At 33.2% G+C, this 14,652-nt stretch carries 17 protein-coding genes and 1 pseudogene; all 18 read left to right on the top strand.

The window, feature by feature from the left end:
• Nucleotides 1-1,754 (top strand): SspB-related isopeptide-forming adhesin (locus HT736_RS00660; protein ID WP_172930648.1); only part of this gene is annotated, 1,754 nt, incomplete at its 5' end.
• 89 nt (nucleotides 1,755-1,843) lie between these two features.
• A complete protein-coding gene (locus HT736_RS00655; protein WP_172930647.1) occupies nucleotides 1,844-2,146 on the top strand; it encodes a hypothetical protein in 303 nt (100 codons plus the stop codon).
• Complete coding sequence (locus HT736_RS00650) at nucleotides 2,146-2,607, top strand: hypothetical protein (protein ID WP_172930646.1); 462 nt, start codon at nucleotides 2,146-2,148, stop codon at nucleotides 2,605-2,607. Before HT736_RS00655 ends, HT736_RS00650 begins: the two co-directional genes overlap by 1 nt.
• A 19-nt stretch (nucleotides 2,608-2,626) precedes the next feature.
• Complete coding sequence (locus HT736_RS00645; RefSeq protein ID WP_050207441.1) at nucleotides 2,627-4,372, top strand: FtsK/SpoIIIE domain-containing protein; 1,746 nt, start codon at nucleotides 2,627-2,629, stop codon at nucleotides 4,370-4,372.
• Nucleotides 4,373-4,658: 286 nt separating this feature from the next.
• Complete coding sequence (locus HT736_RS00640; RefSeq protein ID WP_050207442.1) at nucleotides 4,659-5,888, top strand: replication initiation factor domain-containing protein; 1,230 nt, start codon at nucleotides 4,659-4,661, stop codon at nucleotides 5,886-5,888.
• Nucleotides 5,885-6,205 carry a hypothetical protein gene (locus tag HT736_RS00635; RefSeq protein ID WP_050207443.1) on the top strand — a complete coding sequence of 107 codons (321 nt, stop codon included), beginning with the start codon at nucleotides 5,885-5,887 and terminating at the stop codon, nucleotides 6,203-6,205. Before HT736_RS00640 ends, HT736_RS00635 begins: the two co-directional genes overlap by 4 nt.
• Before the next feature lie 35 nt (nucleotides 6,206-6,240).
• Nucleotides 6,241-6,408 (top strand): annotated as a pseudogene (locus HT736_RS00630) (helix-turn-helix transcriptional regulator); the annotation flags it as partial.
• 74 nt (nucleotides 6,409-6,482) lie between these two features.
• Entirely contained in the window at nucleotides 6,483-6,755 is a 273-nt protein-coding gene (locus HT736_RS00625) for a hypothetical protein (RefSeq protein WP_050207444.1), read from the top strand.
• Nucleotides 6,756-6,811: 56 nt separating this feature from the next.
• Entirely contained in the window at nucleotides 6,812-7,180 is a 369-nt protein-coding gene (locus HT736_RS00620) for a hypothetical protein (RefSeq protein ID WP_050207479.1), read from the top strand.
• A 19-nt stretch (nucleotides 7,181-7,199) separates the two neighbouring features.
• On the top strand, nucleotides 7,200-7,412 hold the full coding sequence (locus tag HT736_RS00615) for a hypothetical protein (RefSeq protein ID WP_050207445.1): 213 nt from the start codon (nucleotides 7,200-7,202) through the stop codon (nucleotides 7,410-7,412).
• Between the two features lie 17 nt (nucleotides 7,413-7,429).
• A complete protein-coding gene (locus HT736_RS00610; protein ID WP_050207446.1) occupies nucleotides 7,430-7,903 on the top strand; it encodes an antirestriction protein ArdA in 474 nt (157 codons plus the stop codon).
• Nucleotides 7,900-8,373: a hypothetical protein gene (locus HT736_RS00605; protein WP_172930645.1), complete on the top strand. Its 474-nt coding sequence runs from the start codon at nucleotides 7,900-7,902 to the stop codon at nucleotides 8,371-8,373. Before HT736_RS00610 ends, HT736_RS00605 begins: the two co-directional genes overlap by 4 nt.
• A gap of 20 nt (nucleotides 8,374-8,393) precedes the next feature.
• Nucleotides 8,394-8,771 (top strand): hypothetical protein, encoded by a 378-nt coding sequence (locus HT736_RS00600; RefSeq protein ID WP_050207450.1) that lies wholly within the window; start codon nucleotides 8,394-8,396, stop codon nucleotides 8,769-8,771.
• Nucleotides 8,761-9,720 carry a conjugal transfer protein gene (locus HT736_RS00595; protein WP_224781638.1) on the top strand — a complete coding sequence of 320 codons (960 nt, stop codon included), beginning with the start codon at nucleotides 8,761-8,763 and terminating at the stop codon, nucleotides 9,718-9,720. The genes HT736_RS00600 and HT736_RS00595 overlap by 11 nt, the downstream gene beginning before the upstream one ends.
• A gap of 5 nt (nucleotides 9,721-9,725) precedes the next feature.
• Nucleotides 9,726-9,944, top strand: coding sequence for a TcpD family membrane protein (locus HT736_RS00590; protein WP_050207453.1), 219 nt, complete (start codon nucleotides 9,726-9,728; stop codon nucleotides 9,942-9,944).
• Between the two features lie 9 nt (nucleotides 9,945-9,953).
• The gene (locus tag HT736_RS00585) at nucleotides 9,954-10,346 is read left to right on the top strand and encodes a TcpE family conjugal transfer membrane protein (RefSeq protein WP_050207455.1); all 393 of its coding nucleotides are present in this window, start codon (nucleotides 9,954-9,956) and stop codon (nucleotides 10,344-10,346) included.
• Complete coding sequence (locus tag HT736_RS00580) at nucleotides 10,330-12,834, top strand: ATP-binding protein (protein WP_050207456.1); 2,505 nt, start codon at nucleotides 10,330-10,332, stop codon at nucleotides 12,832-12,834. The genes HT736_RS00585 and HT736_RS00580 overlap by 17 nt, the downstream gene beginning before the upstream one ends.
• A 9-nt stretch (nucleotides 12,835-12,843) precedes the next feature.
• The coding region (locus HT736_RS00575) for a hypothetical protein (RefSeq protein WP_172930644.1) at nucleotides 12,844-14,652 on the top strand (1,809 nt) is incomplete at its 3' end.

Raw genomic sequence — 14,652 nt, 5'->3', positions numbered from 1 at the left:
TTGATTTTGGTTCGGCTTATGTAACTGAAACTGTAGTCAATAATGTTCCTACTGCGAAACCAACCAAGAAGAATCTGAATAAAGCAGGCGTGAATATCGATGGGAAACAGGTCTTGGCAGGCTCTGTCAACTACTACACGGTAACGGCAGATTATAGTCAATACAAGGGTATTGAAGCAGATAAAGACAGTATTGGCAAAGGGTTCTATATCGTTGATGATTACCCAGAAGAAGCTGTTACCATCAATCAAGATGGTGTTCAAGTGACTGATTCTAAAGGTCAAGTAGTTAAAGGCTTGAAAATGGCTCTTTATGAAAGTCTAGCTAAGGCACCATCAGGTGTCCAAGAAGCTATGAAGTCTAGGAATTTCACTCCGAAAGGAGCGATTCAAGTATTCGAGGCGGAGAATCCAGAGGAGTTCTACAAGACTTACGTGCAAGCTGGAGAAGTTCTGACCATTACCAATCCAATGACTGTTAAGAAGGAATTGGGTCAAACAGGTGGTAAGTATGAGAATACAGCCTATCAGCTTGATTTTGGTTCAGCTTATATCACGGAAACAGTTGTAAATAATGTTCCTACTGCGAAACCAACCAAGAAGAATCTGAATAAAGCAGGCGTGAATATTGATGGGAAACAGGTCTTGGCAGGCTCTGTCAACTACTACAAGGTAACGGCAGATTATAGCCAATACAAGGGCATTGAAGCAGATAAAGACCGTATTGGCAAAGGGTTCTATATCGTTGATGATTACCCAGAAGAAGCTGTTACCATTAATCAAGATGGTGTTCAAGTGACTGATTCTAAAGGTCAAGTAGTTAAAGGTTTGAAAATGTCTCTTTATGAAAGTCTGGATAAGGCACCAACAGGTGTCCAAGAAGCTATGAAGTCTAGGAATTTCACTCCGAAAGGAGCGATTCAAGTATTCGAGGCGGAGAATCCAGAGGAGTTCTACAAGACCTACGTGCAAGCTGGAGAAGTTCTGACCATTACCAATCCAATGACTGTTAAGAAGGAATTGGGTCAAACAGGTGGTAAATATGAGAATACAGCCTATCAAATTGATTTTGGTATGGCTTATGTAACTGAAACTGTAGTCAATAATGTTCCGAAGATTGAACCAAAGAAAGATGTAGTGATTGACCATTTAAGTAAAGAAAGTTTAGATGGAAAAGAGCTTAAGTTGAATCAAACATTTAATTATAAATTAGTTGGTTCCCTGATACCAAAGGATCGCTCGGAGCAGTTGTTTGAGTACCAGTTTAGCGATGATTATGATGAAACACATGATGAGTATCAAGGTGTTTATCAAGTGTTTGCGACTGTAGATTTTGAAACAAGTGATGGCCAAAAATTTAAAGCTGGTGATGAATTAACTAAGTATACTAGTCAGGTAGTAGACAAAGACAAAGGAAAAGTAAATATTAGCTTTGATAATACTTTCTTGAAGTCGATTTTAGAAACATCAGAGTTTCAAGCAGAAGTATATCTACAAATGACACGTATTCAGTCAGGAACAGTAGAAAATACTTACTCTCATACAGTTAATGGTGTGGAAGTTGTTTCCAATACGGTTGTGACTCATACTCCAGAAGAACCAAAACCAGAGCCAAAAACTCCTGAAGAACATCCGCAAGAGCCTAAGAAACCATCATTGCCGAATACTGGTACAGCATCTAGTATGCTTGGTTATGTTGGAAGTGGAATCTTGTCTATGTTAGGTTTAGTAGGGATTAAGCGTAAAAAAGATTAAGATAATGTTGTTAGGACGATAATAAAACAGGAATTATCGTCCTTTATTTTTAAGAATAAAAAATGTAAATAGAAAAGGAAATATAAAAAATGAAAATCGAAAAATTTAAATTCAATCCTGCAGCTATTGGGAAAGCAAATTATGTACGTTCTGAAAAAGCACCTTCTATTATTGAAGGTAAGCCTTTTGATGGAACTCGACATATTGTGATGAATGCAAAACATGGTATGTTTTCAATTATCACTCCAAAAGATATGGCAACTTATAAAGTAAATGAGGAAGTTGAAGCTATTGAACCAACTTTCTTGGAAGATTATGTTGAAGGTACAAATTTTTCAGCTTCAACAAATGTATTGGCTAAAGGACTTAAACGTGTAGGGGGTAACAAATAATGGCTAAAAATGGACTTGAATTAGGAAATCGTGTAGAAATTTTCTCAAAGAAATATCGTATTTTGAATGATCTATTGTTAAATCCGAAGGAAATTTTGGGTACTTGTAAATTTATTAAGAATGAAGGTGCGCAATTTGTAAATGTTGATCTTGAAACTGGTGAAGGCGATTATGATGGTGTTGAAGTTCTTGTATATTCAGAAGGACAAGAAGATACTGTCTTCTTGAAAGTGACAGAACAATCAGAAGAAGAAATCAATGCTTTGAATCTTGGTTATCAAGAAGCTATTGATTTTGATACTTTGCTGGTTGCTTATCATGGTATGCGTAAGGCTGATCGTAATCAAGTAGAGCCGAACAAGCACCGTTTCGTATTTGTGGTCGATAAGCTGAAGAAAGTGTCTGGTCAAGTAAAACCACAAGAACAAAAACAAGAACATAAGCAAGAACATAAAGGATAGTTTTTAAAGGAGAAAAGATATGAGTTTACTTCCTGCTTATAGAGGAGTTAGGATTCTTCCTTTTATGGAAAAATTAAGATACTTTATCTTTTCTTTTTTCTTTTTGTTGTTTAGTCCAATTTTAGGATTTTATATTTATCAAAATTTAGAAAAACTAAAAAATGCTGATGTTCCTTCGATAGTGATTGTCAGTTTGATGGTTATAGTATTTAGTTTGATTAGTCTTTATTTGACTTGGCTTTCACAAGAAAGGTTATTTTATTTTCAAAAGAGAGAAAGGGAATCTAAGCTAGCTTTCTTTTTGAGGGAAAATGGTTATACTTATACTAAAAAGGTTAAGACGGATTCAGGAACTAGAGATAAGGTTGTTTTTCCTGTTGTTTATATGAAGCAGAATCGGTATGATTTGGAAATTGCTTTTAAAATGGCTGGGAATAAGTTTCAAGATAAGTTTAAGAAGATTGGTTCAGATTTAGAAACAACCTTTTTTATGGACTTTATGGAAGTTCAGGATGATGTTAAATTTAAAACTTATAAACTTGCATATTCTGCGTTTTTGAATCGTATTAAGGTAACTGATGTCAACTATTCTGATAAGGGTATTCAACTAATGAAGAATCTCTATTGGAATCCTATTGATGATCCTCATTTGCTGGTTTGTGGTGGTACTGGTGGAGGTAAGACAGTTCTTTTAAGAACTCTGATTCGTGCAATGGCTAAAGTTGGAGTAGTGGATATATGTGATCCAAAACAAGCTGACTTTGTTACTATGTCGGAGCAGAAAGCCTTTGAAGGTCGTATTTCTTATGAGGTTGAAGATATTGTTTCTATGATTGAAAGAGCAGTTCAAATTATGTTCGCTCGCTATGCCTATATGCGTAAAATGCGTGAAGAAAATGGCGACAAGGATTTGAAGAAGTTTTTTGAATACGGACTTGAACCTTATTTTTTAGTTTGTGATGAATATAATGCCTTGTGCGCTATGCTTGATTTTCAGACAAGACAGCGTTTAGACAATGCTATGGGTCAATTCTTGCTTCTAGGAAGGCAAGCTGGGTGTTTTGCGACTATTGCAATGCAGAAGCCTTCTAGGGAAGATTTAGGCTCTAAACTACAGTCAAACATAAATTTTCGAATTTCTGTTGGTCGCCTAGATGAAGTCGGTTATGATTTAGCTTTTGGAGAAGTTAATAGGAATAAGGAATTTAAGTATGTGAAGTATCTTGCTGGTAAGCGTGTATATGGTCGTGGATATGCGAGTGTGTATGGAGAAGTGGCCAGGGAGTTTTATTCTCCATTGCTTTCAAAAGAGTTCTCTTTCTTTGATGAATATGACAAGATTCAAAGACGAGAAAATCCTTTCAATCCATTAGAGAATCCTGAAGCTGTTCTTTCTGAGGAAGAAAAACAAGCATTACAGGAAGAAATGCAAGCTAATGAAGAACTTGAAAAAGGAACTGTAAAAAAAGATAGTTCTGAATTGGTGCAAGAATTGATGTCTAGTAAACAAAAAGAATATGAAGAAAATGATTTTCCTGATGGTATTTATCTATCAGATTTTGCCTTAGAAAAAGGTATTCGTTCGAATATTTTGAGAAATGTTATTCAAAAAATTGAAGAACAAGGCTTCTATTCATTTGAGCGTAAGGAAGGTAAAATTTTCCTAGATTTAGATTCAAAGGAATTACTTTCAAAAATGATAGATGATAGGGAAGAGTCTAATAAAGGATGGGGTGACTTAATTTCCGAATATTTTAGAGATTAGTCTTTCTATTAGAATAGTGTAGTCGCCCCTTTTTAGGGGGCATTTTTTATTAAGTATAGTCCAGCCAAAAATGTAGGTGCAAAGCAGGGGTGAAGCCGTAGGCGAACCCATGCACCGCACCGACCGCATTTTTGGCTGGACTATATTTATTAACCCACCTATTCTAATAGGTGGGTAACAAAAGTTACAAAATGCACTTTACGCTTACAGCGACAAGGGGTTGAGTTGTGTTACTTTTGTGATTTTTTGTGTTACTTTTATTTAAAAAGGGAGGTATTAAGGAGAAATGGAAGGAAAAAAGTTAAAAGAATTTAGAAAAGAAAGAAATATGACCAGAAAAGAATTTTCTTTAAAAACTGGTATCTCCCCTTCAACGCTGTTGGCTTATGAAAATGGGCATAGGAGGTTAAAAAAAGAAAAACGATTAGAAATCGAGAAGCATTTTTCTGTTGAAGAATGTGATACAAGTTTGACAAGGTATATGATAGATTATTTTAGATTTACACTGCATAATGAGTCTGATGTATATTTTGTAGCGAAAGAGTTTTTTGGATTTGATGTTATGTTGAATCCTGAAACAACATCATTTATGAAATATGAATTGTTGTATCGTTATGGTGATATTTGGTTTTTTGGTTTTAATTCCTCGTATAGCGAAAATGGAGAAGATAAAAACAGAATTACGGTACAGTTAAGTGGTCAAGGTTGCAGACAATTAGAACTGTATCTTGAAAGTGAAAATATAACATGGATAGATTTTATAAAAAGGTTGAAACAAAAATATGGGGAAAATTTTAGTGTTACTAGAATAGATATTGCAGTTGATGAAATGGCTAGAGAAGATATGAAAGAAAATTTTGATTTATCAACACTAGTAACAAGGTATTATAAACAGGATATTGTTTCGCCATATTTAAAAAGTTTCTCATTTGTGGGAGGTGGTGGATTTGATTTTGAGAATCCACTGGAAACAGAAAATAGACAAGGGTTATCAATCTATCTTGGTAGTCGGCAGTCTGAAATGTATTTTAACTTTTATGAAAAGAGGTATGAAATAGCGAAGAAAGAAGGTATAAGTGTATCAGATAGTGTTAGGTTATTTGGAATATGGAATCGTTATGAAGTTCGATTCTCACAAGGTAAGGCAAGGTCATTCATTTCAGAAGTTTTGGCTGGTGCTGAGATTGCTGAATTAACAAGGTCAATCTTTCAAGGAGCGATACAGATATATGATGGTACTGATGAACATGGATTTAGGAAGTTAGATAGTAAATGGCAAGAATTATTTGGTAATAATGAAGCTATTAGGCTATCGGTTAGTCCTGAGCCATATTCAGTTGATAGAACGATTAGATGGTTGGTAGAAAGAGTTTCTAATTCATTGTTATTCGTATCTGAAATTGATCGGTTGTTTCTTCAAGAAAATATGAAGAAGATAATGGAAGCAGGCGAATTAACTTCACGACAGCGAAAAGAATTAGAACTTCTTCAAAGTCAGTTAGTCAGGAGAGTATGATTGAATACAAAGATATTGAAAAGATTGTCTATCTGATTCCAGCAAGAAATTTCTATGATGGTTTAACTGATAGTAAGATAGCGAGAGATTATCAGGGTTATATTGAATTTCAATCTCAAACCTATAATCAGACAAAGAAGCGAAGTGATTGGGTTAAGTTGAAACGATTGATTACAGATTATGAATCATATCTAGCAGGACAAGTAGATGTTAAGAGAAAGTTACTTTGGTTTGGATTGTTAAGAAGGAGTAAAGAAGAAATGGAAATGGAGTGTTTAAAATTGATTGAACGATTTCATTTAGAGGAGTGGGTTTAGAATATGGAGAAATTTCATGAAAAGTTAAAAATGTTAAGGAAAAAAAAGGACTTACGCAAAAAGATATTGCTGATTTAGTCCATGTCAATAGAGTAACTTATACAAATTGGGAAAAAGGAAATCGAGAACCCAACTTTGAAAATCTTATTAAGTTAGCTGATTTACTAGAAGTTTCGTTAGATTGGTTATTTGGGAGAGAATAGATGAAAGTTAAGAAACGTTCTCCAGCTTTAGGTTGAATATATAAAAAGCTAAAGAAGAAAAGAGGTATAAAAAAATGGCTTTACAAGGAAAAGATAAACAAATTATTGAATTGTCAAATGAACTTGCGAAAAAACTAAAGGATCAAGAATTTAAGCAAGCGTGGACTATGGCTGGTGAATTGAGTTCGCTTCTTAAAAATGATGAAGAATTGCAACTACCGTATCAGGTTATTGAGTGTATCAAGAAAGACCTGTCTAGTTACTATGCAATGAATAAGGAATTGAATAAGGTAACAACTCGTGCATTTGCGATTGGTTCTAGTTTTGAGCGTTCAGCTTCAATTTAAGTAAAGGAATGAAGGAAGTCAAATATGGCTTCCTTTTTTATTTGGAAGGAGAAAAAATGAGTATTAAAGTCGTCTATGATAAGTTTTCTGATGTATGTAAGTATTACAATTTTGGAAAAAAGTTGCTTGATGAACCTGCAAAGATTATTGAACGCTTAGATGAACACTTTGACGGTGTAGAGTTTGGACAGTTTGATGGTAACAATCCTGATAATGTGTATGTCAATTCGTTTACAGAAGTTGATACGCAGGAAGCATTGATTGATTTTGCAGGTATTTTGAATCATGGAGAATATGAGCAGTTAGTGAATGAAGATCGTTTGTCTGCTTATGTAGAAGAACATGAAGAAGAAATTGCTAGTCGCTTAGGAGATTCCTATGTGTTTCTTGGTCACGAAGGCGATAGCTGGTACTTCTTGCAATAGAAAATTGCTAGTGGTGAATATGGCTTCAAGAGTGTTGATTAAGAATCCAAAGAATGGAAGGCAGGCTTGGTTTAGCTTGCCTTTATATTTTGGAAAGTTGTCTGTGATTGGTTTGAGTGGTTCTTATAATGAACAAATTGAAATTGTTGATTATGAGGGAGATTCATTTATTGGATATGGTGTCTTGACTGTTGCTGATTTAGAACAGTTGAATAGACAAGTAGAAGGCTAGTTAAGAAAGGAGAAAATATGGACTTAACAGCTTTAATTATGGATACACGATCAAAGAAAGTGAAACAATTTTCTTTACCTGCTGATGTGGAATACACTGCTTCTGAGTTTGGATATGATAGAGAAGATGTTGTTTTTACTATTCAATCTATTGAAGAATTACCTGCTTTGAATTGTGAAGGCTTAACTTTAGAATTAGCGAATGAACTTGCTGAAAACGTGGAAGATGTTGATGAAGATTTGGTTCTATCATTTATTGAATCAGAAAGTTCTGATCCAAAATATTTAGCAAGTGTAGAATTTGATGATTGTAGTTTATATTCTGATGTTGCTACTGATAGAGAATTAGGTGAATATCTTGTAGAGGAAGTTGGTGTAGAACTTTCTAAAGAAAAACTGCTTCAGTATATTGACTATGAAAAGTTTGGTCGTGATGTACGTTTGGAAGAAGGTGGTAGCTTTGTAGATAAAGGTTACTTTGTATCAAGATGATAGCAAATATAAGGGTTTTAAGGGAAGGAAATTTTGAATTTCTCTGTGAACTAGATATTATGAAGTACAGTCAAGAACAGGTTCTTGAAAGAATAAATGAAAGAGGAATTGACAAAGACAACTTTTTTATTTGTGGGATTTCTGATTGGGAAGTGGATAAAATCATGTCGTTAGGCGAGGTTTACTTGCTGAAGAAAGTAGTGTTGGAATTATATGATGGTGATGAATACATTGTAAAATTTCAATTACAGCATTATATTCCTGTGACAAAAATTGCAACTAGATATTATAGATTTTGTTCTAAAGATGAAGTTGATACAATTTTTGAATTGACGAAAGAGTTAGATTATAAATCGGTTGTTGATTATTTTTTTAAGTGTGGGAATTGGGTAACAGCATTTCAAGGCTTTGTTGAGCAAGGTGATGTGTTGAATACTCCTAAAGGATTTTATAGAAAGGTTATTCTTTAATTTAAGGAATGGGAATAAATATGTCATTTACTGTTACATTTGATGATTTATTAGATATAGAGCGCTTATCATACGAGATAAAAAGAATTGTAGGAGATAGCGTTAAGCCAGCGTTAGACACTGCTTTAGAATCGAAAATACATGGACGAGAATTTGATTTTTTAAGCCTTATTTCTTCAATTCGTGGTTCTGTTAGAGTTATGTCTATAAAGATGTTTATCCTTGTTTATGATAATGGCTCCGTTAGGAAGAAATATATAGATTCAAAAGAATTAGAGGATTCTGAATATGTTAGAATTTTTCAAGAAAATTTTGAGTATTACATGACAATTTTGGAAGAATCAGGATTCCTATTTGGTGGTGCTGGTGGTGGAGAAATTGTTTTAGTTGAAAAATAAAAAAAGGGAGGAAAAAACTTTGAGAAATATGTTTTTAAAAAAACCACGCAAAGACAAGCAACTGACAGTCAAGAAGATCAGTCAAAAAAAATCGAATCGTATTTTTTTAGCAGGCTTATCTGCTTTTATTCTTTTCTGTGGTTTAACAATGTTTGTTTCTTTAAGGACAAGTTCAAAAATGTTGGATAGATTGACAAATTCACCAGTTGTCGAATCAAAAAAAGAAACAGATCGTAAGTTGGAACAGTTCTTAGATGGATTTGTGAGTAGATATTTTACCTATAATTCACAAAATGGCTCTAGTGAAGATGATGTAGCGAAGTTGAATGAATACTATGGAAGTATTCCTGAAGTTAAGAATCAAGGTCAAACGAAGCAGGAAATGTCGGTAGTTAGCGCTCGTATGTTACTTGCTAAAGATGGTATAGCTGTATATCGTATTGTTTATGATACAAAAAAAGATGACAAGAATCAGCGTGTAGGTATAGAATTCTCGATTCCGTACGGAGAAAAAGACGGTAAATACTATGTAGCTGGTTTACCTTGGTTCTCTCCTGTAAGTGATTTTAAAGCTGATGGTGTGGGAAAAGAAACTCATTTGGCTTTGCTTGATAATGATGAAATTGGGGACGGTAAAAGAAAGAAATTAGTTTCGTTCTTAGAATTATTCTTTAAAAATTATACAACTAGTCAAGCGAATTTAGATTTAATTTCTAAAGATATTAAGTCGATTGGTGGTGCAACATTTAAGAGTTTAGATTATACCTACTTTAAAGAAAAAGACGGTAAAATCTTGGCTTATGCTCAGATTACTTTAGAAGTGGCTGGCTCAACTCACAGCGAGAATTTTAGCTTTGAGTTAAGAGAAGATAAAGATAGTTATTTTGTAGAAAAGATGGATCATACAATTCCATTAGACTACAACAAGAAGGAAGAAAAAGGAGAATAAGATAGATGGCATTATTTGTTTTTTTAGTTTCTAAGTTTGGTGTTCCAGCAGTAGCATTTTTTGCTGGTATGAAAGCATTGAAAGCATGGAAAGAACAGCAGTTAGGAAAATTGGTTGTTATTATTTTGGTTGCAGGATTTATTCTTTTCTTTTTAGAAAATCCTGAAACAGTTTTAAATGCAACTAAACCTATTTGGTCAAAATTGATTGAAGCAGTTAAGTAGGAATGAATAATGGAAAGAAAAGACAAGAAGCTGTATGTCTATACAACAGCATTTAGACAGCCTGTTTGGGTGCATAAATTAAATGAAGAATTTAGTTTACCATTTGCAATAAAAATGTCTGCGATTGTCTATTGCCTAGTAATTTTAGTGTTAGCCTGGTTTTTACTAGGCTTTATTCCTTACCTTGATTGGGGTTGGCGCTTTATGGCTGCTGCATTTGCTGGTTGGCAACTTGGGAATCTGTTAGCTGATTATAAGTTAGATGGAAAGACATTATTTAGATTTATTTATGAGTATTTGATTTTTTGGAAGGAATACGATAGTCAGCGAAAGAAAATATATATTTGTAAAGGAATAAAATATGAGAAAGTGAGAAGTATAAAACGTGGAATTATCAAATAATATTTGGTCGGTTGCTGATGGTTTGATTCTGTTAAAAGATGGAACGGTTTTATCCGTATTTGAAATTGAATCACAAGTTGTAAATACGATTGAAGAAACAAAAAAGGAGACTAGTAAGGATATTGTTTATAATTGTTTAGCTAGTTTGGCAGAGTACAATGATTTAAGTATTCATAGCTTACATATTGATTTAGAATTGGCTAAGAAAATTGCTTTGTTATCACAAGATATTGAGAAAGGGCAAGGAACAAGTCCTTTAGGAAATTATATTGTATCTACAATGAAGTCACGATTGGAAGAAGAAGTAAGCTATCTCTTTGAGTATAAGCATTATCTTGTAGTTCCTTTGAAATCAGTTAATGTAACCTCGGACTTTAAACTAACTGTTGAACAGACGATAGAAACTTATCGTAAAAATGTGATGAAAATGGTTGGTTTTGAAGAATTACCAAAAGTTGATTGGTGGAAGGCTTGGCAAAATCAGAAAGATGTGATTCAAACTAAAATCCATGCTTTGAATGTGACAGAAGTTTCAAAAGCTGATTTAGAATTATTGAATCGGCTTCATTTTCTTGGTGGTCAAACCTATGATAAAGAAAGTGAGTTGATTGCACTTGAAAATTCGATTGAGAATGTAGATGAAACAATTATTGAAGTTGTTGATGGGAATGCTTTGAAATTGACCAATGGTCAGGAAACAAGTTATGTAGCGACAATTCCTGTTGTTTCATATCCCAAAAATGTATCTTATCTTCATCTACAAGAAGAACTCCAAAATCTTGAATTTCCTGTTGATAGTATGTATAAAATCCGTTTTTCAACTCAAAAAGGTTTTTTCTCACTTTTATCTAGGGCAAGAAACAAACGTAAGAATCTTGGGAATACGGTAAATGAAACAGCAGAAAATGATGATGTTCAAAAGATTGAAGTTTTGGAAAGTCATCAGTTGTTAGAAGATTTTCAGGAGAAACATGATAATAAAGAATTGATGATTACTTATCTTCATACTTTAACCATTACAGCAGACAGTTTGGAAGAATTGAATCTTAAGTTTGATATTCTGTTTGCACGATTGAAAGAATTGGAAGTAGAAGTTGTCAAGGCTGTTGCAGATCGAGTATATCTATTCTATAAGAGTCGATTGACAGAAATTCTTGATAATAAAAAGGAATCATTTCTTCAATATGGAAGTCTACGTGGACTTTGTGAGAATCTAATGTTTACGACTAAGAAGGTCGGAACAGAAATTGGTTTTCCTATTGGTCGTGTTGACAATGAGATTTCTTCATGGTATGGAGATTTTCAAAAAGCTCTTGATTCAAGTACAAACATTGTGTTTTCAAATTTATTACAAGCGAATAAAGTTGGGGTAAAAGGTAAGGAAACAAGCAATCCTCATACAGCTATAACTGGTTCAACAGGGAATGGTAAGTCATTCTTAACTAAGTTATTATTTACCTATCATTCTTTATTGAAAACAAAAGTATTGTATATTGATCCAAAAGCAGAAATGAAAAGACAATATTTAACTGTGTTATCAGAATTGGAAAAAAATGATGAATTTTATGAACTTCAAGAATATATCAAGTCAATCAATTTTGTGACTTTGAATATGAAAGATAAGAATAATAGAGGTGTTCTTGATCCATTCTCATTCTTACAAGATGAAGCTGAACTGACAGAGTTAGCAACTGTACTTGTAGGCTCTGTATTGGATAAAGATACCTATATCAAGGTTCAACCACACTTGTTAGATTCGATTGATAAAGTGATTGAACGAAGGAAAGCTGGTGAGAAAGTCGGTATGTTACAAGTCTTTGATGAATTAGAGAAAAATTCAAAAGAAGATGTTGAAACTGCTGGATATTTCTTAAAAAGAATTTCAAGAAATTCTTTATTGTCACTTTGTTTTTCTGATGGAAGCCAAAATGTTCTGAAGGTTGATAATAAAATTACAATCGTTGAAATTACTGGTTTGGATATGCCAAAAGGTACAGATAAAGATGAAATGACTGAAAGTCAATTAAGAAGTTTGACTGTTATGTATTCTTTAACCTATTTCTGTGCGATTTTTGGTGAACGTGAAAAGGACAAGGAAACAATGTTATTCCTTGATGAAGCGTGGCAGATTATGTCAACTCCTGCTGGGCGACAAGTAGTGAATCGAATTAAGCGTACTGGACGATCATTCAATAATTTCTTAGTGCTGGTAACTCAATCGGTAAAAGATTTGAAAACAAGTGAAGATGGAACTGGGTTTGGTACAGTATTTGCATTCCCTGAAAATTCAGAAACAGAAGCTATTTTGAAACATTTGCGTGTAGAAGATAACGATTCTTCACGTTCTTGGCTTGAGAATCAAACAATGGGTCAATGTATCTATTATGATACATTTGGAAGAAAAGAGCGTATTACAGTAGATGGTACACTTTATCATATTTTAATGAAATTATTTGAAACAGTAGAGACAGAATTGGTTGCTGTATAGGGGAGGAATATGAGAAAAAATATTTTACTAGTGTTTATTTGTTCTTTCTTTCTTCTTCCTGTTTTTGTAAAAGCTGATTCTGTTACAGATATTCTTCCAAAAAATAACTTTGATATTATTGAATTTGATAGGAACACGAATAAGCCTAAACTGGTTGATCCTTCTGATAATGCTAAAAAAATATTAGACACGGTTAAGAAAGAAGCAGAAGAAAAAGAGAATCAAAAGAAAAAGGAAGCAGAAAATAGCAAACTAACTTATGAGAATTATAAGTCTAAGATGTCTGATTTAACAAGTAAAGTTTACTTTGATAAAAAATTTTTTGGATTTGATTCCAATGTCAATTATTTCTTTAATTCTCTAGTTCAGTCTGTTTTTTGGCTTGGGAAACTTGTTTTCTATGTAGTTGCACAAGTTTATATTGCTGTTGAAGGAATGAGTGATGTTAGTGGATTGTTGAATGAAACTGTAAGAAATTCTAGTAAGGTATTTTCTTCTTTGTTTAGTCAAGAAATTATTTATTTGGTTGGTGCAAGTATGGCAGTTTATTTACTGTATCTATTTGCGACTGGAAAAGGTAGTTTCTTTAAAACATTGATAAAAATGTTATTGATTTATACTTGTATTGGAGTTTATTTCATTCAACTTAATGTAAATGGTCAAAATAAGTATTTGATAACTCATGTCTATGATAGCTTTAGAACAACAACAATTACTTTAAATGGTGAAATTACAAAAACTTTAACTGGTGAAAGTAAAAATGGAGTAGAAACATATTTTTCTGAAACTCTGTTGAAGGGATATAAGTATATGAACTCTCCTGTAAATGAAGATGGTTCATTTCTTCTTTCTGAAAAAGAATTTGAAGATTTAGCTGGTTATAAGCAGGGGGATGGAGATCATTTAGTTGGCGATAAAAAAGTCAAAGATCTTGCAAAAGATAAAGATCCTGAAAACAAGATGTTGAAAAATGAGTGGGGCTTAAAATTTATGTATGCCTTTGCTTCTGATGTCGATATTATTGTGATGGGAACGATTTATTTATTGTTAGGGTTATCACGATTCTTCTTTTTAATCGTTTTTATCTTTTTGATCGTACTATTACCATTTATCCTTCTGTTAAGTCTGTTTCCTAAGATGGAGCATTTATTGATTGGATTTAATAAAAAAGGTATTTCAATGCTTGCTTTATCATCAATTATGCTTTTAGCAACTAGTATATTTTCTTTCTTTTACAATACTCTAACTGAATTTATCTCTACTGCTGTGGGTGGAGATTTATTAGTTACAGTCTTTTTAAAAGGTGTCTTGTTATTCTTGATGTGGAAGTATAGAAATTCGCTTCTATCAGCATTTTCAAGAGTAACCAATAGTCCTGTTGGTAAGATTGGTAGAGAAATAAGCAATTCTCAGTCTGTTCAAAAACTGAAAGAAAGATTGTCAAAAACAGGTAAGACTGGTTTGAAAGCAGGTGGAAACGGACTCAAAGTTGGTGGACAATTTGCTAAAGGTGGATTGAAGATGGGTAAAGATAAGTTGAGTGAAAATCTTAAAACTTTACGAAAACAAAGTCCATTGGTGGAAAAGGTTGCTGAAAAAGGTGATGGAATTAAGAATCGAATGAATTCGATTAAGGAATATAAAAATAGTTCAGTCAATGCTTTAAAAGAAAAAGGCAATAATGCTTTAGCTGAACTCTATGGAGTACGAGCCAATGCCTTTAAAGAAGGTAGTGACGATAGAAAAGTTTTGAATGAGAAGAAAAGAATCAAAAAAGATAGAGCTAAAAAATTTGCTGGTCAGAAAAATGCTTCTCGT

Source organism: Streptococcus sp. 339 (assembly GCF_013277285.1).
In the GTDB taxonomy this organism is placed as follows: Bacteria; Bacillota; Bacilli; order Lactobacillales; family Streptococcaceae; genus Streptococcus; species Streptococcus pseudopneumoniae.
Note: the sequence above shows the minus strand (reverse complement) of the source record. Positions and strands in the feature narration are given on the sequence as shown.

Coding starts and splice junctions, on each gene's coding strand:
- HT736_RS00620 (WP_050207479.1), top strand. CDS start 6,812: ATGAGTATTAAAGTCGTCTATGATAAGTTTTCTGATGTATGTAAGTAT.
- HT736_RS00610 (WP_050207446.1), top strand. CDS start 7,430: ATGGACTTAACAGCTTTAATTATGGATACACGATCAAAGAAAGTGAAA.
- HT736_RS00615 (WP_050207445.1), top strand. CDS start 7,200: ATGGCTTCAAGAGTGTTGATTAAGAATCCAAAGAATGGAAGGCAGGCT.
- HT736_RS00590 (WP_050207453.1), top strand. CDS start 9,726: ATGGCATTATTTGTTTTTTTAGTTTCTAAGTTTGGTGTTCCAGCAGTA.
- HT736_RS00625 (WP_050207444.1), top strand. CDS start 6,483: ATGGCTTTACAAGGAAAAGATAAACAAATTATTGAATTGTCAAATGAA.
- HT736_RS00655 (WP_172930647.1), top strand. CDS start 1,844: ATGAAAATCGAAAAATTTAAATTCAATCCTGCAGCTATTGGGAAAGCA.
- HT736_RS00585 (WP_050207455.1), top strand. CDS start 9,954: ATGGAAAGAAAAGACAAGAAGCTGTATGTCTATACAACAGCATTTAGA.
- HT736_RS00645 (WP_050207441.1), top strand. CDS start 2,627: ATGAGTTTACTTCCTGCTTATAGAGGAGTTAGGATTCTTCCTTTTATG.
- HT736_RS00600 (WP_050207450.1), top strand. CDS start 8,394: ATGTCATTTACTGTTACATTTGATGATTTATTAGATATAGAGCGCTTA.
- HT736_RS00605 (WP_172930645.1), top strand. CDS start 7,900: ATGATAGCAAATATAAGGGTTTTAAGGGAAGGAAATTTTGAATTTCTC.
- HT736_RS00635 (WP_050207443.1), top strand. CDS start 5,885: ATGATTGAATACAAAGATATTGAAAAGATTGTCTATCTGATTCCAGCA.
- HT736_RS00650 (WP_172930646.1), top strand. CDS start 2,146: ATGGCTAAAAATGGACTTGAATTAGGAAATCGTGTAGAAATTTTCTCA.
- HT736_RS00640 (WP_050207442.1), top strand. CDS start 4,659: ATGGAAGGAAAAAAGTTAAAAGAATTTAGAAAAGAAAGAAATATGACC.